This is a genomic window from Pantoea sp. DY-17, assembly GCF_019795975.1.
Taxonomy (GTDB): domain Bacteria; phylum Pseudomonadota; class Gammaproteobacteria; order Enterobacterales; family Enterobacteriaceae; genus Pantoea; species Pantoea leporis.
Genome location: NZ_JAIMIG010000001.1, coordinates 1,686,721 through 1,712,143, shown reverse-complemented (window position 1 = coordinate 1,712,143; position 25,423 = coordinate 1,686,721). Strand labels below are relative to the sequence as shown.

24 protein-coding genes and 1 tRNA gene are annotated in these 25,423 nt (G+C 56.6%); 17 read left to right on the top strand and 8 right to left on the bottom strand.

The features are described from left to right. Positions 1 to 21: 21 nt before the first annotated feature. Together puuR and puuD are read right to left on the bottom strand one after the other, a co-directional pair. Positions 22 to 579 carry an HTH-type transcriptional regulator PuuR gene (puuR, locus tag K5Y33_RS08095; RefSeq protein WP_008104818.1) on the bottom strand — a complete coding sequence of 186 codons (558 nt, stop codon included), beginning with the start codon at positions 577 to 579 and terminating at the stop codon, positions 22 to 24. Beyond that, positions 576 to 1,340 (bottom strand): gamma-glutamyl-gamma-aminobutyrate hydrolase, encoded by a 765-nt coding sequence (puuD, locus tag K5Y33_RS08090; RefSeq protein WP_222233658.1) that lies wholly within the window; start codon positions 1,338 to 1,340, stop codon positions 576 to 578. The genes puuR and puuD overlap by 4 nt, the downstream gene beginning before the upstream one ends. A 213-nt stretch (positions 1,341 to 1,553) precedes the next feature. On the opposite strand from puuD, the gene K5Y33_RS08085 reads away from it, so the two are divergent. Both K5Y33_RS08085 and K5Y33_RS08080 read left to right on the top strand, forming a co-directional pair. Beyond that, positions 1,554 to 2,969: a glutamine synthetase family protein gene (locus K5Y33_RS08085; RefSeq protein WP_101763399.1), complete on the top strand. Its 1,416-nt coding sequence runs from the start codon at positions 1,554 to 1,556 to the stop codon at positions 2,967 to 2,969. Between the two features lie 371 nt (positions 2,970 to 3,340). Next, positions 3,341 to 4,699 carry an APC family permease gene (locus K5Y33_RS08080; protein WP_222233657.1) on the top strand — a complete coding sequence of 453 codons (1,359 nt, stop codon included), beginning with the start codon at positions 3,341 to 3,343 and terminating at the stop codon, positions 4,697 to 4,699. Positions 4,700 to 4,895: 196 nt separating this feature from the next. Here K5Y33_RS08080 and ygbI read toward each other — a convergent pair whose 3' ends face one another. Continuing rightward, entirely contained in the window at positions 4,896 to 5,657 is a 762-nt protein-coding gene (gene ygbI, locus K5Y33_RS08075) for a DNA-binding transcriptional repressor YgbI (RefSeq protein ID WP_222212121.1), read from the bottom strand. A 259-nt stretch (positions 5,658 to 5,916) separates the two neighbouring features. Between ygbI and ltnD the strand changes: the two genes are divergently transcribed. From ltnD to K5Y33_RS08050, 5 genes are all read left to right on the top strand, one after another. Continuing rightward, entirely contained in the window at positions 5,917 to 6,825 is a 909-nt protein-coding gene (gene ltnD / locus K5Y33_RS08070) for an L-threonate dehydrogenase (protein WP_222233656.1), read from the top strand. Positions 6,826 to 6,827: 2 nt separating this feature from the next. Further along, on the top strand, positions 6,828 to 8,087 hold the full coding sequence (gene otnK, locus K5Y33_RS08065; RefSeq protein ID WP_255610243.1) for a 3-oxo-tetronate kinase: 1,260 nt from the start codon (positions 6,828 to 6,830) through the stop codon (positions 8,085 to 8,087). Next, positions 8,084 to 8,710 carry an aldolase gene (locus tag K5Y33_RS08060; RefSeq protein ID WP_222233655.1) on the top strand — a complete coding sequence of 209 codons (627 nt, stop codon included), beginning with the start codon at positions 8,084 to 8,086 and terminating at the stop codon, positions 8,708 to 8,710. Before otnK ends, K5Y33_RS08060 begins: the two co-directional genes overlap by 4 nt. Continuing rightward, positions 8,710 to 9,489 (top strand): HPr family phosphocarrier protein, encoded by a 780-nt coding sequence (locus tag K5Y33_RS08055; RefSeq protein WP_222233654.1) that lies wholly within the window; start codon positions 8,710 to 8,712, stop codon positions 9,487 to 9,489. Before K5Y33_RS08060 ends, K5Y33_RS08055 begins: the two co-directional genes overlap by 1 nt. Before the next feature lie 119 nt (positions 9,490 to 9,608). Continuing rightward, a complete protein-coding gene (locus K5Y33_RS08050; protein ID WP_137386087.1) occupies positions 9,609 to 10,961 on the top strand; it encodes a GntP family transporter in 1,353 nt (450 codons plus the stop codon). A gap of 186 nt (positions 10,962 to 11,147) precedes the next feature. Here the strand turns inward: K5Y33_RS08050 and sbcB are convergent, their stop codons facing one another. Continuing rightward, a complete protein-coding gene (sbcB, locus tag K5Y33_RS08045) occupies positions 11,148 to 12,569 on the bottom strand; it encodes an exodeoxyribonuclease I (protein WP_110866679.1) in 1,422 nt (473 codons plus the stop codon). Positions 12,570 to 12,771: 202 nt separating this feature from the next. Here sbcB and dacD point away from each other — a divergent pair, with 202 nt between their 5' ends. The 5 genes from dacD (at position 12,772) to K5Y33_RS08020 (ending at position 16,547) form a co-directional block, all read left to right on the top strand. Further along, positions 12,772 to 13,938, top strand: coding sequence for a serine-type D-Ala-D-Ala carboxypeptidase DacD (gene dacD, locus K5Y33_RS08040; protein ID WP_192233442.1), 1,167 nt, complete (start codon positions 12,772 to 12,774; stop codon positions 13,936 to 13,938). 308 nt (positions 13,939 to 14,246) lie between these two features. Then, a complete protein-coding gene (locus K5Y33_RS08035; protein ID WP_101763409.1) occupies positions 14,247 to 15,305 on the top strand; it encodes an FUSC family protein in 1,059 nt (352 codons plus the stop codon). Positions 15,306 to 15,466: 161 nt separating this feature from the next. Beyond that, positions 15,467 to 15,787, top strand: coding sequence for a PTS system regulator TmaR (gene tmaR, locus K5Y33_RS08030; RefSeq protein WP_008110563.1), 321 nt, complete (start codon positions 15,467 to 15,469; stop codon positions 15,785 to 15,787). 140 nt (positions 15,788 to 15,927) lie between these two features. Then, positions 15,928 to 16,116: a type II toxin-antitoxin system HicA family toxin gene (locus tag K5Y33_RS08025; protein ID WP_007891008.1), complete on the top strand. Its 189-nt coding sequence runs from the start codon at positions 15,928 to 15,930 to the stop codon at positions 16,114 to 16,116. 17 nt (positions 16,117 to 16,133) lie between these two features. After that, positions 16,134 to 16,547: a type II toxin-antitoxin system HicB family antitoxin gene (locus tag K5Y33_RS08020; protein ID WP_222233653.1), complete on the top strand. Its 414-nt coding sequence runs from the start codon at positions 16,134 to 16,136 to the stop codon at positions 16,545 to 16,547. Between the two features lie 86 nt (positions 16,548 to 16,633). Here the strand turns inward: K5Y33_RS08020 and K5Y33_RS08015 are convergent, their stop codons facing one another. The 3 genes from K5Y33_RS08015 to K5Y33_RS08005 form a co-directional block, all read right to left on the bottom strand. Next, positions 16,634 to 17,461 (bottom strand): glycosyltransferase family 8 protein, encoded by an 828-nt coding sequence (locus K5Y33_RS08015; RefSeq protein ID WP_222233652.1) that lies wholly within the window; start codon positions 17,459 to 17,461, stop codon positions 16,634 to 16,636. Positions 17,462 to 17,479: 18 nt separating this feature from the next. Then, a complete protein-coding gene (locus K5Y33_RS08010) occupies positions 17,480 to 18,862 on the bottom strand; it encodes a D-arabinono-1,4-lactone oxidase (RefSeq protein ID WP_222233651.1) in 1,383 nt (460 codons plus the stop codon). Positions 18,863 to 18,936: 74 nt separating this feature from the next. Continuing rightward, complete coding sequence (locus K5Y33_RS08005) at positions 18,937 to 19,578, bottom strand: TetR family transcriptional regulator (protein WP_101763413.1); 642 nt, start codon at positions 19,576 to 19,578, stop codon at positions 18,937 to 18,939. Positions 19,579 to 19,790: 212 nt separating this feature from the next. Between K5Y33_RS08005 and K5Y33_RS08000 the strand changes: the two genes are divergently transcribed. The 5 genes from K5Y33_RS08000 (at position 19,791) to K5Y33_RS07980 (ending at position 24,999) form a co-directional block, all read left to right on the top strand. Beyond that, entirely contained in the window at positions 19,791 to 20,618 is an 828-nt protein-coding gene (locus tag K5Y33_RS08000) for a MetQ/NlpA family ABC transporter substrate-binding protein (RefSeq protein ID WP_222233650.1), read from the top strand. 12 nt (positions 20,619 to 20,630) lie between these two features. Continuing rightward, the gene (locus K5Y33_RS07995) at positions 20,631 to 21,761 is read left to right on the top strand and encodes a methionine ABC transporter ATP-binding protein (protein WP_222233649.1); all 1,131 of its coding nucleotides are present in this window, start codon (positions 20,631 to 20,633) and stop codon (positions 21,759 to 21,761) included. Further along, positions 21,742 to 22,398: a methionine ABC transporter permease gene (locus tag K5Y33_RS07990; RefSeq protein ID WP_192233454.1), complete on the top strand. Its 657-nt coding sequence runs from the start codon at positions 21,742 to 21,744 to the stop codon at positions 22,396 to 22,398. Before K5Y33_RS07995 ends, K5Y33_RS07990 begins: the two co-directional genes overlap by 20 nt. A gap of 97 nt (positions 22,399 to 22,495) precedes the next feature. Then, a complete protein-coding gene (locus tag K5Y33_RS07985) occupies positions 22,496 to 23,695 on the top strand; it encodes a M20 family metallopeptidase (protein WP_192233456.1) in 1,200 nt (399 codons plus the stop codon). An 11-nt stretch (positions 23,696 to 23,706) separates the two neighbouring features. Continuing rightward, a complete protein-coding gene (locus K5Y33_RS07980) occupies positions 23,707 to 24,999 on the top strand; it encodes an NtaA/DmoA family FMN-dependent monooxygenase (RefSeq protein WP_222233648.1) in 1,293 nt (430 codons plus the stop codon). Positions 25,000 to 25,074: 75 nt separating this feature from the next. Here the strand turns inward: K5Y33_RS07980 and K5Y33_RS07975 are convergent. Further along, positions 25,075 to 25,150, bottom strand: a tRNA-Asn gene (locus K5Y33_RS07975). Positions 25,151 to 25,423: the final 273 nt, after the last annotated feature.

Sequence of the window (25,423 nt, the reverse complement as noted above, 5' to 3'; positions counted from 1 at the left end):
ATCCTCCTTAAGCGCGAAATCTTAGAAATTGGCGGGCGTATGCGCGCTAACAATGCGACACGGCTGATCTGAGGTATTGGTAAAACTGTGCGGCAAGCCGGTATCAATCACATAGCTTTCACCGCGATAGAGATGGTAACTCTGGCCGTTGACCACCAGCGTGATTTCCCCTTCCAGCACGGTGCCGGTTTCCTCGCCGGGATGGCGTAACTTCTCTCCGGTGCTGGCACCGGGTTCATAGCGCTCCAGCAGCATCGCCAGCGCGCGCCGTGCGGCACCGTTATCGATCAGCATCAGCGATACGCCAAGGCTGCCGATCTCCACGCACTCTTCCGGGCGCACAATCACCCGCGGCGTGGCATTGATTTTGGGTTCGGAGAAAAACTCTGAGAGCGAAAGCCCATAAACTTTCAGCAGCTTCTGTAAGGTGCTGACGGCCGGGCTCACTTTGTCCTGTTCGATAGTGCTAATGGCGCTGTGCGTTAAACCTGATAACTCAGCGACGCGACGCTGAGACAATCCCAACTCCTGCCGGATCTGCGATAAGCGACGTCCGGGTGCCAGAGTGGCATCATTCATGGCTGTTTTTCCTTGTGATAACAGACCGCGGCGTGGATAAAAGCCTCAAACAAACGGCGCGAGACCGGATCGCGTTCGGAGTGCCATTCCGGATGCCATTGCACCGCAAGGGCGAAAGGGTGCTTTGGCAGGCTTACGGCTTCAACCAGCCCGTCGGGCGCGCGCGCTTCGATATGCAGCTGCGGACCGGTTTCGCGAATGCCTTGCCCGTGCAGCGAATTCACCGCAAAGGGTTCGGCGCTGCCCAGCAGCTGGCTCAGCATGCCATCCACTTCTGGCTGCACGGTATGCACTGGCGCATATTGCTCATCCAGCGGCAGCGCGTCGTTTTCGCGGTGCTCCTGAAACAGATGTGTCATATGCAGCTGGCGATACAATGCGCCGCCATTAGCGACCACCAGCTCCTGCAAACCGCGACAGATGCCGAACATCGGCATCTTTTTACCGATCGCATGGGTGATGAGACCAAAAGCAAGGCGATCGCGCGCCGGATCGGCATGCGTCTCTTTACCGTCTTCGCCATAATGCCAGGGCTCGATGTTGCTGGGGCTGCCAGTCAGCAAAATGCCATCCAGCACGGTCATACTGTTTTCTAATAGATGAGGTGCCTTCATCAGTTGATGCGGCAAGGGCAGCGGCACGCCACCGGCAAGCACGATAGCGTCGAGATATTTGTTGTGAACCGTTTGCCCTGCGTGGCTGCCGATAAAGTTCTGGCACATCACTACGCCAATCAAGGGCTTGTCAAAAATAATGCCCATAACGTCTCCGCGTTGCTGTTCAATATTTTCGCCGGAAATGCGCGGCTGGCCTTAAAAGTGTGCAATATTTTGTCAATCTAGCAACCGATCGTTCATTCCTCAAACAGAATTGTTACATTTGCACACTTTTTGCGTTAGCGCTATGTTAGTGGAGTGGCTGTTATTTTGAGCATTGCGCGCACCAATATTAAACGGTAAAGGGCGGGTGGGATCATGACGAACCTCGTAGAAGTAGAAGACTTCACGCGACACAGTGAAGAGAAACGAACAAGCGCGTTCCAGCTGGAGGTCAAAACCTGGCTGGAACGCCATCCTGAAACGCAGTATGTCGATATTCTTCTTAATGATTTAAATGGGGTATTTCGCGGTAAACGCATTCCCATCTCCGCATTGGCAAAACTGGAAAAAGGGTGTTACTTCCCGGCCTCGGTTTTCGCTATGGATATTCTCGGTAACACCGTCGAAGACGCCGGACTGGGTCAGTCACTGGGCGAACCCGACCACCTCTGCATGCCGGTGCCCGGCACCTTGATTCCTTCTGCCGCCGATCCCACGCACATCGCTCAGTTGTTGCTGACCATGTGTAACCAAGATGGCACTCCCTTTGACGTTGAACCCCGTAATGTCCTTAATCGACTGTGGCAACAGCTGCGTAATCGAGGATTGTTCCCGGTGGTAGCGGTAGAGCTGGAGTTCTATCTGGTGGATAAAAAGCGTGATGCGGAGGGCTTCATTCAGCCGCCGTGTTCGCCGGGCAGTGACGAACGCAATATGCAGAGCCAGGTGTATTCGGTGGATAATCTCGATCACTTCGCCGACGTACTGCGGGACATCGACCATCTGGCCAAGCTGCAAGGCATTCCCGCCGATGGCGCGTTGGCGGAAGCCTCGCCCGGCCAGTTCGAAATCAACCTGCATCACACACGTGACGTGTTGAAAGCCTGCGATCACGCTATCCAGCTGAAACGGCTGGTGCGTCAGGTGGCGGAAAATCACGGCATGACCGCCACTTTCATGGCCAAGCCTTACGAAGAGTACGCGGGCAGCGGCATGCATGTGCACATCAGCATGCTGGATGCCGCCGATCACAACGCCTTTGCGCTTGATGACGGCAGCGATTCACCGCTGATGAAACGCGCGCTGGCGGGCATGATCGATTTAATGCCGGCTTCGATGGCGCTGCTGGCGCCGAACGTGAACGCCTATCGCCGCTTCCTGCCGGAAGCCTATGTACCGCTGCAGGCGTCATGGGGACACAACAACCGTACGGTTGCGCTGCGTGTGCCTTGTGGCGATGCGGATAACCATCGCATCGAGTATCGCGTGGCCGGTGCAGATGCAAATCCCTATCTGGTGGTGTCAACAATTCTTGCCGGTATTTTGCACGGTCTGGATAATCAGCTACCTTTACCGCATGCGGTGCAGGGCAATGGACATGAAGCCGAAGGGCTGGCATTACCGATTCGGCAGAGTGATGCGCTGTATGAATTTGAGAATAGCTATCCGCTGCAAAAGCTGCTGGGCGAGCGTTTCAGCGGGGTGTGGCACAGCTGCAAACAGTATGAACTGATGCAGTTTGAGCGCTTAATCACCTCGACGGAAATCGACTGGATGCTCAAGAATGCCTGAGTGCCGGAAGAATTGATCTAACGTCTTGTGCCGATGGCATAAGTTGGGGCAAAATACGCGCCCTGCAAAATGAGAACTAACCGACGTTAACCGCGTCGGTTATTTTTTTGCATGATGTACTCACTGACATTCACACGAGGCCGGACACGCATCCGGATAGATAGATACTGACAAACACGCTTGTGCGTGAGATTTGAGGAAAACAAAGATGGGACTGTTTAACATTGCACCAGCGCAGGCTGGTTCTCGCTTCCGTGATGACTACGGCGCCGCGACAATCGTAAACACTAATATCACTTCTCACTGCAGCAAATTGCGCAGTAGCCCTGTAGCCCAACCGATCGCGGTTGTCGTCTGCGGGGGCCTGAACAATGTCGCTTAACACCTCTGCCGCACCTCAGCGTGCACACCTGAAAAAATCTCTGACCCTGATCCCGGTTGTCATGATGGGCCTGGCGTATATGCAGCCAATGACCCTGTTTGATACTTTCGGTATTGTGTCTGGATTAACCGACGGCCACGTCGCCACCGCTTATGCTTTCGCCCTGATCGCGATTCTGTTTACTGCCGTGAGCTACGGCAAGCTGGTACGCCGCTTCCCATCTGCGGGCTCCGCTTACACCTATGCTCAGAAGGCAATCAGTCCGCACGTCGGCTTTATGGTTGGCTGGTCATCACTGCTGGACTACTTGTTCATGCCGATGATCAACATCCTGCTGGCGAAAAGCTACTTTGAGACGCTGGTGCCGGGCATTCCGTCATGGATTTTCGTGGTGCTGCTGGTGGCCTTTATGACCATCTCCAACCTGCGTGGAATCAAAACCGTTGCTAACTTTAACAGCGTGATCGTGGTGCTGCAGGTGGTGGTGATGGTAGTGATTACCGGCATGGTGGTTTACGGTGTGGCGCACGGTGTTGGCGAGGGAACATTGACCAGCAGCAAACCGTTCTGGTCTGAGAATGCGCACGTAGTCCCGATGATTACCGGTGCGACCATTCTCTGCTTCTCGTTCCTCGGCTTCGACGGTATCAGTTCGCTGTCGGAAGAGACCAAAGATGCTGAACGCACTATCCCGCGCGCGATTTTCCTCACCGCGCTGATTGGTGGTGTGATCTTTATCGGTGTCTCTTACTTCCTGCAGCTGTACTTCCCGGACATCTCGCGTTTCCAGAATCCGGACTCTTCACAGCCAGAAATCATGCTGTTCGTGGCGGGTAAAGCGCTGCAGATTGGCATCCTGATCTTCTCGGTGGTGACGGTGCTGGCATCCGGTATGGCCGCGCACGCAGGCGTTTCACGTCTGATGTACGTGATGGGCCGCGATGGCGTGTTCCCACAGCGTTTCTTTGGCTTCGTGCACCCGAAATACCGCACGCCGTCTCTGAACGTACTGCTGGTGGGTGCGGTCGCGCTGATGGCGATCAACTTCGACCTGGTAACCGCAACTGCGCTGATTAACTTCGGTGCGCTGGTGGCGTTTACCTTTGTGAACCTGTCGGTGATTGCGCAGTTCTGGATCCGTGAGAAGCGTAACAAGACGCTGAAAGATCACATCAACTATCTGGTGCTGCCGGTAATGGGTGCCCTGACGGTGGGTGCGTTGTGGATTAACCTGGAAGAGACCTCCATGGTGCTCGGCCTGGTGTGGGCAGCGATTGGTATTATTTACCTCGCCTTTGTGACCCGCACCTTCCGCAACCCGGTTCCGCAGTTCAGCGAAGAAGTGTGATTTGATCGACGTCGCTGTCCCCCATCCCGGCCTTCCCCCGCAAGCGGGGGAAGGAGACGCTGCCACATGCACCTCCTCACTCGCATAGAGCACCATCTTCCTCCCCCATTTATGGGGGAGGACCGAGGAGGGGGACAGCAAGCACGGACCAGGGATAGGGGACAGCGAACACGGATCGAGTAGGGGACAGCACGCACTATCCCGCCAACACCAACTCCCAACGCCCCGCACCTAACGCCTCGCGTCCCGCTTTACTCAACCCCGCATCGGTAATCAAGGTATCAAACCGCTCCAGCGGCAACGCCAGATGCGTCGCAATCTTGTTGTACTTCGAACTGTCGCTTAACAACACGCGCTTACTACTCACATCGCTCGCCGCCAGCTTCACCGGCACCTTATCCTCATCCGGCGTAAACAGCCCGCGCGGGCCCCAGCAGGACGCGGAGATAAACGCGATATCAATCGCCAGCTGGCGCAAACTTCTGGCGGCCGCTTCACCGACGCTGGAACGGTTCTCACGACATACCGTGCCGCCGGTGTGAATCAACTTGCAGCCGCTGCTCTCCATCAGCAGGCGCGCAATCACGAAATCGTTGGTCACCACCAGCAAGTCATCACGCTCAAGCAACTCGCGCGCCAGCGCCAGTGTGGTGGTGCCGGCATCGAGATAGATGCAGCTATTACGCGGAATATGACGCGCGGCATACTGCCCAATCGCCATCTTCTCGCCGCTGTACATATTGGTTTTCGCCAGATGCGATGGCTCCGCCGCCAGGCGATCTGCTGAGCGCACGCCGCCCGAAACAGACAATACCGCACCTTGCTCTTCCAGCTTCTGCACATCGCGACGTATCGTCATATGCGACACACCCAAGCGCTCAGTGAGCTCGGCAATGCTAACCACGCCGCGTTCGCCCACCAGCGCTAAAATTTGTTGATGACGTTCAACCGGAATCACCTTGCTCTCCCTGAATTATCATTTTTTCACATTGTAGATCATCGATTCACAGCCCGCAGCACAATTTATCTTGGCGGAATCTAAGCAGAAATCCCATCTGGACTGACTTCGAAGCGCTGACCTCCGGCTGTGAATCCATGTTAATCATTGAGCGGCTAAGTTAATTTTTGTGATATCACGCACGTTTATTCGCCACTGACTGCGGCAGACTTAACACCAATGAACAAATTATCACTTAAATTAACAATGGAGGTTTGCTATGTCAGCAACCGTGAATAACATCGGCGTGATTGGTTTAGGTTCCATGGGCATGGGTGCAGCGCAGTCTTGCATCCGTGCAGGATTAAATACCTGGGGTGTTGATCTCAATCCGCAGGCGCTGGAAACCCTGCGTCAGGCCGGTGCACGTGATGCGCAAACCTCCGCTGACCGCTTTGCCGCTGAACTCGATGCGGTGCTGCTGCTGGTGGTGAACGCCGCGCAGGTTAAAGCAATCCTGTTCGGTGAAAACGGCGTGGCGGCGCAGCTCAAGCCCGGCACCGTGGTCATGGTCTCTTCTACCATCTCTTCACAGGATGCGCAGGCGATAGAACAACAGCTGGCGCAGCATCAGTTGCTGATGCTGGATGCACCGGTTTCCGGCGGCGCAGCCAAAGCCGCAGTCGGCGAGATGACGGTAATGGCGTCCGGTAGCGATGAAGCTTTTGCCCTGCTCAAGCCTGTGCTGGATGCGGTGGCGGGGAAAGTCTATCGCGTGGGCAGCGAAATCGGTCTCGGCTCAACCGTCAAAATCATTCACCAGTTGCTGGCGGGCGTGCACATTGCTGTGGGCGCTGAAGCGATGGCGCTGGCCGCGCGCGCGGGAATCCCGCTCGACACCATGTATGACGTGGTGACCAACGCCGCCGGTAACTCATGGATGTTCGAGAACCGCATGCGTCACGTGGTGGATGGCGATTACTCGCCGAAATCAGCGGTCGATATCTTCGTTAAAGATCTCAATCTGGTGGCGGATACCGCCAAGTCGCTGCACTTCCCGCTGCCGCTGGCTTCTACTGCGCTCAATATGTTTACCGAAGCCAGCAACGCCGGCCACGGTCGTGAAGATGACAGCGCAGTGATCAAGATCTTCAGCGGCATCACGCTGCCGCAGGCGAAGGAGCAATAATCATGCGTTTAGGCGTTATTGCAGACGATTTTACCGGCGCAACCGACATCGCCAGTTTTCTGGTGCAGAACGGTTTGCCGACCATCCAGTTCAACGGCGTGCCGGAAAGTCATGACGCGCTGAGCGCGCAGGCGATTGTTATCAGCCTGAAGTCACGCTCATGCCCGGCACAGCAGGCGATCGATCAGTCGCTGGCGGCGCTGCAGTGGCTGCAACAGCAGGGCTGCGATCGTTTCTACTTCAAATATTGTTCCACCTTCGACAGCACCGAGCAGGGCAACATCGGTCCGGTGACCGATGCGCTGCTGGCAGCGTTGGGCGAAACGCAAACGGTGATCTCGCCATCGCTGCCGGTTAACGGTCGTACGGTGTATCAGGGTTATCTTTTTGTGGGCGATCAGCTGCTGTCCGAATCGGGCATGCGCCATCATCCGGTGACGCCAATGACCGATAGCAATCTGGTGCGTTTGATGACGCGCCAGGCCAAAGGCCAGGCCGCAGTGATCAACGCCGCGCAGCTCGATCAAGGTGCTGATGCGGTGCGTGCGCAGCTGGATACCCTGAAAGCGCAGGGCATCAACTATGTGGTGCTGGACGCGCTGCACGAGCAGCATCTGCTGACGCAGGGCGAAGCGCTGAAAGAGACGCGCCTGGTGACCGGCGGTTCAGGCCTGGCGATCGGTATCGCCCGCGCCTGGGCAACGCAGCAGCAGAACAGTGATGCTGAACACGCCGGGCGCCCACAAGGCGATCGCGCGGTGGTGATCTCAGGCTCCTGCTCGCAAATGACCAACCGTCAGGTGCAGGCGTATCGTCAGCAAGCGCCCTCGCATGAAGTGCTGGTGGAGCGCTGCCTCGATAACACCGAAAGCTATGCGCAGGAACTCTGTGATTGGGTGGCAGCGCATCATCAGTCCGATCTGGCACCTTTGCTGTTTGCTACCGCCGATGCCCAGCAGCTGCAGGCCATTCAGCAGCAATACGGCGCGGCGCGCAGCAGTGAAGCGGTTGAGCAGCTGTTTGCCGCAGTAACCCGTGAACTGAAAACCCGTGGCTGGCAGCGCTTCATCGTTGCTGGCGGTGAAACCTCGGGCGTGGTGGCACAAAGCCTTGGCGTCACCGCATTCCACATTGGCCCAATGATTTCGCCGGGCGTGCCGTGGGTACGCGATATCCATCAGCCGCTGTCGCTGGCGCTGAAATCAGGCAACTTTGGCGACGAACAGTTCTTTGCCCGCGCACAACAGGAGTTTTCAGCATGACGGAACAACAAGCACGCGAAGAAATGGTACAGCTCGGTGCGTCCTTCTTTCAGCGCGGTTACGCCACCGGTTCAGCGGGCAATTTGTCGCTGCTGCTGGAGGATGGCAACTTGCTGGCGACGCCAACCGGCTCCTGCCTCGGCGAACTGCAGGCCGATCGCCTGTCGAAAGTGACGATTCAGGGCGAATGGATCTCCGGCGACAAGCCGTCGAAGGAGGTGGCTTTTCACCGCGCTCTCTACCTGAATAATCCCGCGTGCAAAGCGGTAGTGCATCTGCACAGCCACTATTTGACGGCGCTCTCCTGCCTCAACGATCTCGACAGCGAAAACTGTATTCGTCCGTTCACGCCGTATGTGGTGATGCGCGTCGGCGATGTGCCGGTGGTGCCCTATTACAAGCCGGGCGATCAGCGCCTGGCAGACGATCTGGCCAATCTGGCCTCGCGCTATAACGCCTTCCTGCTGGCCAATCACGGTCCGGTGGTGGTGGGCAAATCCCTGCGCGAAGCTGCCAATAACACTGAAGAACTGGAAGAGACCGCGCGCCTGATGTTTACGCTCGGTGACCGCTCGATTCGTTATCTGACCGATAGCGAAGTCGCGGAATTGAGGAATGTTTAATGCCTAAGTTTGCAGCCAATCTATCTACGCAGTTCGGTGAGTTGCCGTTTATCGAACGCTTTGCCGCCGCGGCCAATGCCGGTTTTCGCGCCGTTGAATTCCTGTTCCCGTATGACTTTCCGGCCGAGGTGATCAAAGCCGAGCTGGAAAAACATCAGCTGGAACTGGTGCTGTTAAACACCGCTGCGGGCAACGTGCAGGCGGGCGAGTGGGGCGTATCCGCCATTCCGGGCCGTGAACAGGAAGCGCGTGCCGATATCGATCGGGCGCTGGAGTATGCGCTGGCGCTCAACTGCCAACAGGTGCATGTAATGGCGGCAACGGTGCCAAACGGTGCCGATCGTGCAGCCTATGAAGAGACTTTCGTGCGTAACATGCATTATGCCGCCGAGCGTTTTGCGCCGCACGGCATTCGCCTGCTGCTGGAAGCGCTTAATCCAGTCACTAAGCCGAATTATCTCTACGCCAGCCAGTATCAGACGCTGGCGATGATGGCGCGTATCGATCGGCCCAACGTCTTTACCCAGCTCGATCTGTTCCATGCACAGCTGGTGGACGGCAATCTGACGCATCTGATTCGTGAATACGCCGGGCGTTATCGCCATATCCAGATCGCCTCGGCGCCGCATCGTCACGAGCCGGATGAAGGCGAGATCAACTATTCCTATCTGTTCGACCTGCTGGATGAAGTGGGTTACGACGGTTGGGTGGGATGTGAATACATCCCGCGCGGCCGCACTGAAGCCGGCCTCGGCTGGTTCGCGCCTTACGCTAAATAATTTTTGTTTAACCACCCAGCACAGGGATTTTCAGCACTGTGCTGGGTAAGTCATACCTTAATCCGTCAATACCAGATAGAGCTGTACCCAAACTATACTAATTAAATCAGAGGATTATCATGTCTACCGCGTTGTTGTTAGCCATTGCTACCGCCAGCATTGTGATCTTGCTGCTGCTGGTGATTAAAACCAAAGTTCACCCCTTTGTGGCGCTGCTGATTGTCAGCTTGCTGGTGGCGATTGCGACCGGCATTCCAGCCGACAAAATTATGGAAACCATCTTTAGCGGGATGGGTAACTTGCTGGGGCATATCACCATTATCATCGTGCTGGGGGCGATGCTCGGCGCAGTGATTGAAGCCTCGGGCGGTGCCGAGTCGCTGGCACAACGCTTCAGTAAATCGCTGGGTATCAAGCGTACCGTGGCGGCGCTGACCATGGCGGCGTTTATCCTCGGCATTCCGGTGTTCTTCGAAGTCGGCTTCATCATCGTGATTCCGCTGATTTATGGCTTCACCAAAGTGGCGCGCGTGTCACCGCTGAAGTTTGGCTTGCCGATGGCGGGCGTGATGCTGACGGTGCATGTGGCGCTGCCAACCCATCCCGGCGCGGCGGCGGCGGCGGGCATTCTGCACACTGATATGGGCTGGCTGATGATGCTCGGTATCCTGATCTCGATTCCGGTCGGTATCGTCGGTTATTACGTCGCGAAAGCGATGAACCTGCGCCAATATCATCTTTCCGTTGATGTATTAGAACAGCTGCAGCTGGCGAAGCCGGAAGGTAAGCCGAAGAACGACGCGCCAGCGCCGGGTGCACTGACCATTACCGGTCTGATTGTTGTGCCGATTCTGTTGATCGTCATGGGTACCGTCGCGCATACCACACTGGCTGAAGGCAGCACGCTGCGTGCGGTGATGACGGTGATCGGTACGCCAGCCATTGCGTTGCTGATTGCGCTGGGACTGGCGGCATGGCTGCTCGGCGTGCGTCGTGGCTGGAGCAAAGAGAAGTTGGAAGATCTCACCGGACGTGCGATTCCCAGCTCCGCCAGCGTGATTCTGGTGGCGGGCGCGGGCGGCGCGTTTGGTAAGGTGCTGGTGGAATCGGGCGTGGGCAAAGCGCTGGCGTTGACGCTGGAAACCTTGCATCTGCCATTAGTTCCGGCTGCGTTCATTCTGTCGCTGGCGCTGCGTGCTTCGCAGGGATCGGCAACGGTGGCAATTCTGACCACCAGCGGCTTGTTAAGCCAGGCGGTGGGCGATGTGACGGATATGCAGCGCGTGTTGGTGACGTTGGCGGCCTGTTTCGGTGGGTTAGGCTTGTCGCACGTCAATGATGCGGGTTTTTGGGTGGTGACGCGTTATCTGGGCTTGTCAGTGGCCGATGGCCTTAAGACCTGGACGGTATTGACGACGGTGATGGGGCTGAGCGGTTTTGCACTGACGTGGCTGGTGTGGGGGATGATTTAAGGGTTTTCCCTCACCCTAACCCTCTCCCACAGGGAGAGGGAACCGATCGAGCGCTCACGCCAGCATCTGGCAGCGTCTCCCTCTCCTGTGGGAGAGGGAACCGATCGAGCGCACACGCCAGCATTTGGCAGCGTCTCCCTCTCCCTGTGGGAGAGGGCCGGGGTGAGGGCATCAAATCGCAGAGGACTAAGACACCAGCTCCTGCGCATACAAATAGAGCGCCTTCAGTTGCGCCATCTTCTCCGTATTCCCCTCATGCAAACTCGCCAGCGACTCCAGCTCCAACAGGAACGCCTGCACGCGCTCGGCATTCAGCGCTTCGCGGCGATGCTGCAACCAGCGCTGCTGTTCGGCGTCATCCAGGGTACCGGGGAAGTTGCGCGCACGGTAGCGGAACAACAATTTAGCAATGCGCTTATCGTCGAAGGTCAAATCCAGCGCCGGTAAGTTCTGCGGCGGCGTCTGGCGGATGATATTCATGCCAGCGCGATCGGCATCGCTAAAGAAACCGTCATACAACTGCGCGTCAACATCATCTGACGGGGTAAACGGCTCGGCGTCGGCAAACAGCGCCACCACTTTCTCACGCACTTCCGCGTGGTCACGCAGCAGCTTGAGGTTTGCAAGGCACTGCTGACGGTCGATGTTGAGGCGCGCGGCATCTTCCGGACGCAGCGTGCTGGCAGGCGCCAGCACGGGACACTTATTAATGTGCACCAGCTTGATCGGCACCGCAGGCAGATCGCCCAAATCGCTGTGGCGGGTATACAAACGTTCGCGCAGTTCGTCAGATTCCAGCGTCAGCAGCGGCGACATATCACCGGCCAAATCGGCGACAATCAGCGCGTTACGGTTATCCGGATGCCACGCCAGCGGCACAATCCAGCTGGTGTTACCGCGCGCCGCACCGAACATGCCGGAGACGTGCACCAGCGGTTTCATCTGCGGGATATCAATCAGCGTCATCAGTTTCTGTTTGTTGCGATGGGTAAACAGAAACTCAAACAGCTTCGGCTGCTTCTCTTGCACCAGTTTTGCCATCGCCAGCGTGGCATAAACGTCGGACATCGCATCGTGCGCCTGTTCGTGCGCCACGCCGTTGGCCTTAGTCAGATGCTCCAGCTTGAAGCTGGGGAAGCCATCGTCATTCTCCGGCCACTCAATGCCTTCCGGACGCAGCGCATAGCAGGCGCGCATCACATCCAGCAGATCCCAGCGTGAATTGCCGTTCTGCCAGCTCCAGCCATAGGGATCAAAGAAGTTGCGATAGAAGATATTGCGCGTCACTTCATCATCAAAACGCACATTGTTGTAACCAATCACACAGGTTTGCGGCTCGCTAAACAGGCCGTGAATGCGTTCGGCAAACGCTGCCTCGGTCACGCCACGCGCTTTGGCGGTTTGCGGCGTAATGCCGGTGATCATCACCGCTTCCGGCTGCGGCAGATAATCGTCGGCTGGCTGGCAATAAAACACCTGCGGTTCACCTACTGCATTGAATTCTTTGTCGGTACGCAGGCCCGCGAACTGCGCCGGACGGTCCAGCGACGGGCTTTTACCGAAGGTTTCATAATCGTGGAATAAGAAGGTGAACTCAGAGGCGGGCACGGCGTTATCCTGGCAATGGAGAATCAACGCACAGGATAGTCGTCCATGGGTAGCAGTACAACCTCGATCATCCTCGCTGCGAGCGGGCGCGCAGCATTTATGCGCAGTTCATACTTTTTTTCAATTTATTCAGATCTGTAAGCGCTATTTGCCGTAAAACGTGCGGCGGTAAATTCATTTTTTTGATTTTGAGGAAGAAGTGTTGAAAAGGCGTCTGCTGGTAACTGTATCTGGAATAATTATTTGGGCATCGTGGGCGCAGGCTGACGACAGCATGCCGTTTCCCCTGACACCACCGCCGATTGATGCGGCTTCATGGGTGTTGATGGACGCCACCACCGGACAAATTCTCACCGCTGGCAATCCGGATGAAGAGCGTAACCCGGCCAGCCTGACCAAACTGATGACCGGCTATGTCGTGGATCGCGCTATCGATCAGAATAAAATCAGCCGCGATGACAAAGTCACTATCGGCAAAGATGCGTGGGGCGCAGGCAATCCGGTGTTCAAAGGCTCCTCGCTGATGTTCCTCAAGCCTGGCGATCAGGTCACGGTGCGCGACCTGATGCGCGGCGTGATCATCGATTCCGGTAACGATGCCTGCGTAGCGCTGGCGGATCACGTGGCCGGCAGCGAAAGCAGCTTCGTCACCATGATGAACAGCTACGTGCAGAAACTCGGCCTGTCGCACACCCATTTCGAAACCGTGCACGGCCTCGATGCGCCGGGCCAGCACACCACCGCACGCGATCTGGCGGTGCTGTCGCGCGCCATCATCAGCGGCGAGCCCGATTTCTACGCCATGTACGGGGAGAAAACCCTGACGTGGAACGGCATCACCCAAAACAACCGCAACGGCTTGCTGTGGGATCAAAATCTGCACGTCGATGGTCTGAAAACCGGCCACACCGAAAGCGCCGGTTTTAACATCATCGCCTCCAACGTCGTCGGCCGTCATCGCCTGATTGCGGTGATCATGGGCGGCAAGAGCCCGAAAGGGCGCGAAGATCAGGCGCGCAAGCTGCTGGTGTGGGGCCAAAACAGCTTTGATACCGTGCAACTGTTCCACGCAGGCAAAAAAATCGGCAGCGAAAACGTCTGGTACGGCAATCCGCATAAGGTCGATGTCGGCACCACGCAGGATATCTACCTGTCGCTGCCGCGCACCGAAGTGGCCAACGTGATGGCGAAATACGTTATCGATCGTAAAGATCTGGAAGCGCCGCTGAAAGCGGGCGAGCAGATTGGCGAAATTCAGGTGATGGACAAAGATAAGCAGCTGGCCAGCTATCCGCTCTACGCGCTGCAAGCGGTGGAAGAGGCAGGCATCATTACGCGTATCAGCGATTACGTGAAACAGAAACTGTAATCTGTCGCGTATTTCCGCGTCATCATCGTCGCCGTGATGCGGCGATGATGACACAATCGTTGTTGGCGTTGCAGACCAGAAAGGTGTGCTGGTGCGCGATGACGTGATTTTCTGATCGCCATTCATGGCAACCGTTTTAATGCGCGCACCAAACCCACTGCGTTACATCAATGTTTCTATTGAGAAAACTTGATGTAACGTCCATGTTGTATTTCAGCAAAACCTGAAAAATAATTGCGTTCGACCCTGATGATGCAGCCGTCGCCAGGGTAACATAGCGCGCAAATTTTTAGCGTTCCCGGACAACCATGTTACGCGCTGACAAGCCCATCTCGCAGATTGAGTTCTGGTTCTACCGCCACTATCGCACCGTACACGGCGTGCGTATCGCTATCGCCTTTGTGCTGTGTTTCCTGTTTGTGCGGCTCACCGACATTCCCGAAGGCACCTGGCCGCTGATTACGCTGGTGGTCGTGATGGGGCCGATTTCCACCTGGGGCAACGTGCTGCCGCGCGTGGTGCAGCGCATTAGCGGCACTTTTGCCGGTCTGATTTCTGGCCTGATCGCGCTCAAGCTTGAGCTGTTTTCACTGCCGGTGATGCTGGTGTGGTGCGCCGTTGTGATGGTGGTCTGTGGCTATCTGACGCTGGGAAAACATCCTTACATGGCGCTGCTGATCGGCATCACGCTCGGCGTGGTGGTTGGCGCACCGGCCGGGGATTTCACCATCGCCATGTGGCGCGGAGGCGATGTGATTCTCGGTTCACTGATGGCGCTGCTGTTCAGCGCCATCTGGGCGCAGCGCGCCTACACCCATTGGCGCATCCAGTTGTCGGATGCGTTTATCGCCATGGCCAAACTGCATCACACCGGCTTCTCCGCCAATCTGCTGGAGAAGCCGCGGCTGAATAAACCTTTTCAGAAATTGCTGAGCAGCGTGATCAAAATGCGCGCGCTGCTGGAGCCGGCGAGTAAAGAGACGCGCATTCCGAAATCGGTGTTTGAGGCGATCCAGACCATCAATCGCAATCTGGTCAACACCATGCAGATGCAGATTGATGCATGGTGGTCGTCGCGTGAAAGCCACTTGATTATGCTCAACGCGCCTACGCTGCGCCGCACCCAGCAGATGACCGAAGACACGCTAAATGCGCTGGCCACGCTGATGGTGAAAGGCGAAACCGAGCAGATCACCGCCAACAGCCACGCGCTCGAGGAGATCACCCAAGAGCTGGAGCAGCTGATTGCTAATCGCAGCGGACGTTCCGAAACCACGGCGATTTACGGCTACGTTTGGCTGAGCCTCGAACAGGCGCGTCAGCTGGAGCGTATGACCGATTTAGTGCGTCTGGCGCTGCGTAAATAGTTTTCTCAGGCAAGGACTTAATGTGAATCACCCTTTCTTTGCGCTAAGATAAGCGCCAGTCCGAATTTAGCGGTGAGAATTGCAACCCTGGCGGCCAAGCCGCTAAGCTAAACGTTATGACTATTCCGCCTGCCGACGCAGGCCTCAAGAAAGGTGCCAACATGGAAAATGCCAAGCAATCATTTCAGGACGTACTGGAGTTTGTGCGTATGTTCCGTCGTAAAAACAAACTGCAGCGCGAAATCGTGGATAACGAGAAGAAAGTCCGTGATAACCAGAAACGTGTGCTGCTGCTGGACAACCTGAGTGAATACATCAAACCCGGCATGAGCATCGAGGCGGTGCAGGAAATTATCGCCAGCATGCGTGTGGACTATGAAGACCGCGTTGATGAATACATCATCAAAAACGCTGACCTCTCCAAAGAGCGTCGCGAGCTGTCGAAGAAGTTGAAAGCGATGGGCGAGCCAAAAGCGCAATAAATTTCCATCCACCACTCATCTTGAGGTCGTCATTTATGACGACCTTTTTATTTGGGAATAGATAACCCCAATAACTCTTCTTGCGATTTAGAGTTATTGGGGTTATCTTTTATGCTTTCAGGACGCGGAAAGGCAATGGCTTGGATAGCAGATCATTAATGGCCGAGATCAAGGCCGATGGCTGGGAACTGATACGTGTGAACGGCAGCCATCACCATTTTGTCCATCCGGTAAAAAAAGGGCTGGTGACGATACCGCACCCCAAAAAGGATTTGCCGATCAAAACGGTGAAAAGTATCAGGAAACAAGCCGGACTGACTGTCCATTAATTCGAAAGAGGTGACGTATGTTTTATCCCATCGCGATTGAGGCGGGTGACCAAAGCACGGCATTTGGCGTCACGGTGCCGGATTTACCGGGCTGTTTTTCTGCTGGAGATACGCTGGAAGCGGCGGTAACAAATGCCAAAGAGGCGATTATCGGGCATCTGGAGCTGCTGGTAGAATTAGAGCAGGACATCCCGGCGGTTTCTGAATTGAAATCGTTGATGAAAGATCCGCAATATGCAGGTTATGTTTGGGTGCTTATTGATGTGGATATCACTCGCATTTTGGGCGGGTCCGAGAAAATCAACGTAACCTTGCCAAAACTGCTGATTGATCGCATTGACCGCTGCGTAGCAACGCATCCCGAATTCAAAACCCGTTCAGGTTTTTTGGCGCAGGTCGCGCTCGAGCGCATTGCGAAGACCCGTTCATAAGCTGCGTCGGGCACCCATTTATGGCGACCTGGCCCGCAGTAATGGGCAATTCATATGAAACAGCGCGACGAATCGCGCTGTTTTTTTTATTCCGCCGCTAACTCCCACCATAGCTTATCCAGCGCGTAGTAGCGGTCGCGTTCCGATTCAGGCTGATTCAAGTCGCGTTTCCACGGCTTCGCCAGAATAAAGTGCAGGTTCTTCACTTCATCTTCACGCCACATCTTACTGTGCTGGAACGGCAAGGTTTTCAGCGCATTGTATTTGTACGAAAGCGGCAGCCAGCGATCCTCGAACACTTCATTAAGCAAATCCTGCTCCGAGAACGGGTAGCGACGCAGATCGGTAATGCCCGCCACTTTTTCCTGCAGCCACTCAAACACCGCCAAATCCGGCTTCAACACCAGGAAGCCGCCGTTCAGGTAGCGATCGAGCGTAGACGGTGCCGATTCGCCGCGATCCTGCCAGGTATAGTGACAATTCTCTGGCTGCCAGCTGGCTGGATAACTGGCGATCTTATTGGGGTTGCAGCGACAGGCGTGGCACGCTGCCAGCGCATGCTTGCCCAGATCGAGCGTAAACAGCTCATCCATATTGTGCAGCACCAGCATGTCGGCATCGAGAAATACTACGCGCTCACAATCAACCAGCTCCCACGCGCGCAGCTTGCTCCACACTTCACCGAACTGCGCCGAGGCGTAATGCTGCTCCAGTTCGGCGTTTGGCGTCAGCGGATCCACCGGATGTATCACACAGCCCAGCGCCTGCAACGCCTCACGCGTCTCCAGATCGATGGCGTCGGTGACCATGACAATTAGCGGCCAGCGGGTTTCGCTGCGCTTCAGCGAGCGGTGCAGCGCCTTCACGCCAATGAAATAGTCCGGCTGCGTTAACAGCGTTACCCATGCAAACATGGTTTCTCCCCTTCAAACTTAATCAAACAAAGCAGTGACATAGTCATTGCTAAAACGGCGTTGTGGATCGAGCTGGTCGCGCACCGCGCGGAAAGCGTCCCACTGCGGATAGATATCGCGCCACTGATAGCGCTGCGGATCGTAATATTTGCCCCAGTGCGGACGTCCGCCTTCGGCCGCCAGCAGCTTCTCGACTTCAGTGAGAAAATGCAGGCCATCCTGCGACAGCGAACCGTCATCAGCGTAATAAACCACAAAGCCAAAGAAGCAGGTGGCGTGCTGATACGCCGGGTTGAGCCAGCCTTCAGACGCGCCGGTACAGCGCAGAATGATCGGATAGTGCATATGCGGGTGATTCTCGGCATACCACGCTTTGATCTTGCTGATAATCTGCGGCGTTTTCTCCAGCGGCACGCCGATCTCGACGTTGATCTGCGGTACGGCAATGCCGCGACAAAATAGCTGATAGATATCGCCGCTGATGTCGGTGAAATCGCGGAAGCGCGTCACGGTGCGGAACTGTTTGCCGCCTTTGCCGTGAATCTGCGTATCGCGATGCATCTGCGCCAGCGTCTGATCGATGGTGTCATTCAGGCTGCTGTCGGTGTCATCGCCATGCTCAATCACCTCGCGCTGATTGGCGTGCCATGCCTGCGAATCTTCAGCGCTGGCTTCGTGCGCGTTCCACACGTGCATCAGGTTGTCATCGACAAACCACCAGGCTTTGCTCATCTCATATTGCTGGTTCCATTCGATTAGATCGTTCTCCAGCGTATCGGCGGAGACGGCGAATTTGTGGCAGGTAAACAGGCGGAAAGGGCGGGTGCGCAGCGTCACGGCCGTCACAATGCCCAAGGTGCCGAGCGAAACCTGTGCGGCAGCGAAATCGGGCTCACCGCGCACAAATTCACGCACGCTACCGTCAGCCAACACCATGCGGATGCGCAGCGCTTCATCGGCGATGGAGCTTTGTGCTAAACCCTGGCCGTGCGTGCCGGTGGCCATTGCGCCCGCCAGCGTCTGCACCGCAATCACGCCCGGCGACGAGGCCAGCATGCGATCCATCTCGGTTAAGGTGCTGTAAACCTGCTCCAGCGGCGTACCGGCGGCAAAGGTGACGCTCTCTTCGTCCTGGGCGATCACGCCGTTGAACGCGCTGAGATCCAGCAGCAAATCCTGCTCATCAACGCCCAGCATGCGGCCCGGCGACAAGCGGTTGCCCAGCACGCGCACTTTGCCGCTGGCGGTGCGCAGCAGTTGTTGCAACTCCGCTTCAGTTTGCGGCTGATGTAACTGACTACGCTGACCAACCACCGAGTTTTGCGCCCAGTTCCACAGTGCGCTGTCCTGATCGGTATTCTGCGTATGGCGTAAGGGATAAAGGTGGGGATCTTTGTTCACTACGGCGTTCCTTAGTCTGTGGTCTGTGACGGTCCCAAATTTAAAAGCGTAGACCATCAGCGCGCAGCCGCAGCCTACGGGGCTTTGCGCACATAACGCAGCGTGGCGGTGACGGCTAACTGGCGGTTGCGACGGATGCTGTCTTCCTCGCTATCGTTCGGCGTGAACAGCGTGTGAAAGGTGTAGCGATTGGAGACGTGATGCACACAAATGCTGCTCAGCAAGCGGTGCACATCCACGGTATCCAGCCCAGCAATAAACAGCCCTTGCTGCTGGCCGCGCGTCAGAATGTCATCCAGCACATCGAGTGCACTTTTGTTCAGCGCCTTGATGCGTTCGGATTGCATGATGTAGCGCCCGCGCAGCAGGTTTTCGGTACACACCAGCCGCATAAAATCCGGGTGCGAAACGTGGTAATCAAAGCTGGCTTCCACCAGTTTGGTCATCGCCAGTTCCGGTGCCATCTCGGCGAGATTAAGGCCGGTTTCATGCTGGCGAATCGCCTGATACACCTGCTCCAGCACCTCAATATAGAGCTGCTCTTTATTGCCGAAGTGATACACCACCATGCGTTTAGTGGTTTGCGCGTGCTCAGCGATCTGCTCCAGCCGCGCGCCCTGCATACCGAACTCGGCGAACATTTTCAGCGCACCAGCAAGGATGCGTTTCTTCAGCCCTTCAGGGTCATTTTTTCGTTTAGGTGTGGTGTCCGACATAGCGCTCAGTAACAAGTCCATCAAAAGGGGGAGGATAGCACAGCCATTTCTCGCGTGTGGCGATGCGAGCGGCGCTGCGGCTTTATGCTTTTCAGGAATAGCATTTCTGAATAAATCATAATGCAGGAATAAGCAACTGCGTATACTGCGGTCATCTGTCGTTACGACAGCTTATTTTGACTCGCGCAATTATAACGATTAGGAAGCATTTTATGCACACACGTCTGTCATCAGTAAAAAATAAATTCCTGTTAACGGCTGGCGCCTTGCTGCTGGCCAGTGCGGCGCTGTCGCCGCTGTCCATCGCCCACGCGGCGGACAAAACCTCGGTTAAAGTCGGCATTATGAGCGGCGAAGATGAAGACGTCTGGCGCGAAGTGATCAAACAGGCGGCGGCAAAAGGCTTAACGGTGAAAACCGTGATCTTCAACGATTACAACCAGCCGAACGAAGCTCTGCAAAACGGCGAAGTGGATGCTAACGCCTTCCAGCATCAGCCGTTCCTCAATAATCAAATCAAGGTCAATCACTACGACATCGTGCGCGTCGGCGATACCGCCGTGTGGCCGATTGGTCTCTACTCGAAGAAAGTGAAAAGCGCGAAAGAGCTGAAAGAGGGCGCGGTGATTGGCGTGCCAAACGATCCCTCTAACGAAGCGCGCGGTCTGGTGCTGCTTGAGCAACAAGGTCTGATCAAACTGAAGCCGGGCGTCGGCATCGCGGCCACCACCGCCGATATCACCTCGAATCCGCATCATCTGAAAATCAAAGAGCTGGATTCCGGCATCATCGGCCGCTCCGTTCCTGATCTGGATGCCGCCGTCGTCAACACCGATTGGGCGCTGAAAAGTGGCCTGACCGCAGAAGACCGCATTGCGCAGGAGCCGGTAAAAGATAACCCGTACAACAACTTTATTGCGGTGAAGAAAGAGAACGTCAGCGCGCCGTGGGTGAAAACGCTGGTGGCTTCTTATCAGAACGATGCCGTGAAGACCGTGTTTGACAAGGTCTACAAAGGCACGGGCGAAACGGCCTGGTAAGGAACAAACAAGATGACGTTATTCTCAGCAGCCGAAACGCCATTTACCGCCGTCAAACGCGGCGTGGCGGAAAGTGCCCATGACGAGGCGCAGGTGAAGTTTCGCGACAGCGGCAGCGTGGTGCGCCTGCAAGGCGTGTCACGTCGCTTTGGACAAACCCAGGCGCTGCGCGATATCTCGTTGACGGTGCAGAAAGGCGAAATTCTTGGCCTGATTGGACGCAGCGGCGCGGGGAAATCCACGCTGATCCGCTGTCTCAACGGGCTGGAACAACCTGATGAAGGCGTCATTGAAATCGAAGGCCGGAACATCACCGGCCTGTCGGAAAAACAGCTGCAAACGGTGCGCAGTCGTGTTGGCATGGTGTTCCAGCACTTCAATCTGTTATCGGCAAAAACGGTGGCGCAGAACGTTGCGCTGCCGCTGAAAATTGCCGGCATGGATAAAGCGCAACGCCAGCAGCGCGTGGCGGAACTGCTGGAGCTGGTAGGACTGGCGGATAAAGCGCAAAGCTATCCGGCGGCGTTATCCGGTGGACAAAAACAGCGCGTTGGCATTGCCCGCGCGCTGGCGGCCAGTCCGGCGCTGCTGCTGTGCGATGAAGCCACCTCGGCGCTCGATCCGGAAACCACGCGCTCGATTCTGGCGCTGCTCAAATCCCTGAATCAAAAACTCGGCATCACCATTTTGCTGATTACCCATGAGATGGAAGTGATCAAATCCGTGGCGCATCGCGTGGCGGTGATTGATGCCGGTGAAATCATTGAACAAGGTCCGGTTTGGCAGGTGTTTGCGCATCCCAACTCGCAATTGACGCGCACGCTGCTGCGCGGTTTGCTGCCGCAGCTGCCGGAAAATATTGCTGCGCGCCTCAGCGATGACAAGCAAGGCGACGCCATCTACAGCGTGCACTTTGCCGGTGACGATGCGCAGGGCGATCTGCTCACCCGCTTTGCCGGCGCGCTGCCGGGCAAGTTCCGCCTGCTGCAGGGCGGCATCGATCACATCCAGCACTACGCGGTGGTGCGTTTCTTTATTGCGCTCCCGGCAGCCAACGTGGCCGACGAGCAACAGATTCTCAGCTGGCTGCACGCGCAGCAGGCTCAAGTGGAGTTGGTGGGTTATGTCGCCAGTCATGATTGATCTTTTACTCAATGCGTTAGGCGAAACGGTTTTAATGACGGTGATCTCCGGTCTGTTTTCGCTGGTGGCCGGCTTGCCGCTCGGCCTGATTCTGGTGATGACCAGCCCCGGCGGCATTGCTGAGCATCGTGGCGTGAATCGCGTGCTGGGCCTGATCATCAACAGCTTCCGCTCGCTGCCGTTCATCATTCTGCTGGTAGCGCTGATTCCCTTTACCCGTTTTCTGGTCGGCACCTCGCTCGGCACCTGGGCCGCGATTGTGCCGCTGTCGATCACCGCAACGCCGTACTTCGCGCGCGTGGCCGAAGTGTCTCTGCGTGATGTCGATCGCGGCCTGATTGATGCGGTGCGCGCCATGGGCGCCAGCAAGCTGCGTATCGTCTGGGACGTGCTGATCCCGGAAGCGCTGCCCGGCATCTTGTCGGGGTTTGTGGTTACGCTGGTGGCGCTAATTGGTGCTTCGGCCATGGCCGGCGCGATTGGCGCAGGCGGACTGGGCGATCTGGCGATCCGTTATGGCTATCAGCGCTTTGAAACCTCAGTGATGATCGCGGTGATCGCGGTGCTGATTGTGCTGGTGTGCGGCATTCAGTGGCTCGGCGACCGGTTAGTGCAGCGTATTGATAAGCGCCATTGATTATCACTGATGCGCGATAAATCGCGCCGCTACGAATACGTGCATCTACGGTAGCGGCGCAATCTATTGCGCATTGTTTTGCCAAAGGAGAATGCTCATGTCGCTGAATCCACTTCAGCTCACGCTCGAAAACAGCCTCGAACAACACAGCGCCGCTTATCTCAAGGTATCGCAGGCGATATTCCAAAATCCCGAAACCGGCAACAACGAATATTTTGCCAGTGAGCAACTCACGCAACTACTCAGCGCTGAGGGCTTTGCGGTCACGCGCAACGTCGCCGGACATGAAACGGCGTTCTACGCGGTGAAGGCCAGCGACAAACCGGGCCCCACCATCGCTTTTCTCGCGGAATATGACGCGCTGATCGGCATCGGTCACGCCTGCGGTCATAACCTGATTGGCACCACCAGCGTGGCGGCGGCCATCACGCTATCGCAGGTACTGGATCAAACCGGTGGACGCGTGGTGGTGTTAGGCACGCCAGCGGAAGAGGGCGGATTAGCCGGACCGGGCGGACCCAAAGGCAACGTGAAAAAGCGCTTTGTCGAAGCCGGCTACCTCAAAGATGTCGACGTGGCGCTGATGGTGCATCCTTCGGGCAAAACCCGCCTGACTGAATCCACGCTCGCCAATAATCATCTCTATTTCCACTTCTACGGCAAGCCGTCGCACGCCGCCAGCGCGCCCCATGAAGGGATCAACGCGCTGGATGCGCTGGTGCTGCTCTACAACGGCATCAGCGTGTTGCGTCAGCAACTGCCGGATGGCGTGCGCGTGCACGGCATTATCACCAACGGCGGCCAGGCCCCGAACGTGATCCCGGAATACGCCTCCGCGCATTACTACATCCGCGCGGACAGCCGCGAAGTGGTGGAATCCCTTGAGCCGCGTCTGCGTGCCATTGCTGAAGGCGTGGCGCTGGCGACCGGCGCGCGCGTCGAGATTGACCATCAGATTGGCCCGCGCGATTTCAAACTCAACTCAGCGCTGGATGCCTTGCTGCTGGAAGAGTTCACCGCGGCAGGCGAACAGGTTGATCTCTCGCCGCAGAAAAACAAAGTCTCCACCGATGCTGGCGACATCAGCCACGCGGTGCCGACGGCGCATCCGTGGCTGAAAATCGGCCATGACGATCTGATTTTCCACACCGTGCCCTTCCGTGAAGCGGCCAACTCAGCGCGCGGCTATCAGGCGTTGCTGATTGGCGCGCGCGTGCTGGCTCGCACCGGCTTACGTCTGCTGACCGATGCGGACGCCTTAAACCATGTCAAAGCGGATTTCGCGCGACAACCATAAAGGAGAGTGTTGTGTCGCAAACGTATCGCAGAAAACTGAAAACGCTGGTCGGCGCCAGCAGTGTGATTTCCGCCGCCAATGACAGCCAGCCCGGCGTGGGCATCACGCGCGCCATCGAACTGGCGAAAATTGCCGAGCGCGAAAAAATCACCGGGCTGTTCACCGCCGATTTGCTGCAGGCCGATGCGGCCGGATTAGCGGGCACCACCGGCACGCAAGATCCGCTGATTGCGCTGGCGGCATTGAGCCAGGTCACTTCGCACATCGGTTTAATCGCTACCGTCAGCACCAGCTGGCTGCATCCGTATAATCTGGCGCGTCAGGTCGGCACGCTCGATCACATCAGCGGCGGTCGCGCGGGCTGGAACGCGGTAACTTCCTCGGTTGGCGAGGAGAACTTCGGTGAAAGCCAGCTGCCGCCACCGCAGGAGCGCTACGCGCGCGCCACTGAATTTATTGAAGTGATGAACGCGCTATATGACGCCAACGAACGCGCGGCAGTGCAGCGCACCGCCAGCGGCGGTATTCGTCTCGACCACAGCAAACTGCATCCGATTCACTATCGCGGCGACTATTTTCAGGTGGCGGGGCCGCTTAACGTACCGCCGCCGCCACAGCGCCGTCCGGTGCAGTTTCAGGCGGGACAATCCGACGCGGGCGTCACGCTCGGCGCACGTTATGCCGAGGTGATTTACACCTCGCAGCCTACTTTTGAGGCGGCGCAAACTTTCGTGGCTGATGTGCAGCAGCGGGCGCGACGTTTTGGCCGCGAACATAATCCGCCGCTGATCATGAACTCGTTTCACGCCATCATTGGCGACAGCGACGCCGATGTGGCGCGCCGTCTGCGCGATAAGCATGAACGCATCAACTATGAACAGGGCAGATTACGCGTGGCCGATATGCTGGGCGGCGAGGTGGATTTGCGCGATGTGCCGCTCGACCAACCGCTGCCCGCCGCGTTAATTCCCGAACTGGCGCAGGTGCATCGTCGTCAGGGGCGCGCCGCCATTTTCCGTGGCTATGCGTTGGAAGGATTAACCTTGCGCGAGCTGATCATCAAAGCCGAAGAGACCGGCCACTGGTTTGTAGCCGGTACGCCAGAAACCCTGGCCGATGCCATCGAACAGCGCTACCGCGCCGGCGTGCTGGATGTGATTTCGTTGCATGGACTCGGCCAGCCCGATCAGCAGGATTTGCTGCTCAACGGCCTGCTGCCAGAACTGCGCCGCCGCCAGCTGATAGATAACGATTATGTCGGCAACGATTTCCGCAGCAGTCTGGAGCTGGCTCCGCTGACGTAGTTGCTCGTGGCGACCTGGCAAATCCTCAAAAACACAAAACCCCGCTCAGGTTTCCCTGAGCGGGGTTTTTGAATTTGGCTCCTCTGACTGGACTCGAACCAGTGACATACGGATTAACAGTCCGCCGTTCTACCGACTGAACTACAGAGGAATCGTGTGAACGAGGCGCATATTAGCGATGCCGATCCCCATTGTCAAAGCCCGACTGCACACTTTTGGTTTAAGTGCGCGTAAAAGCAGCGGAATGCTGCTTTTCTGCCTTGAATGATCAGATTCTAAACTGCCAGCAAGATCTCACTTTAAACGCAATTCCTTTGAGATGTTAGATGCATGTCAAAGTTTTGTTATTTGCCGATTTTAAAACAATCATTTCAGTGCTTTTATGATGAAAGTTTCAAATGCATGTTAGATGAAATAAATGAAC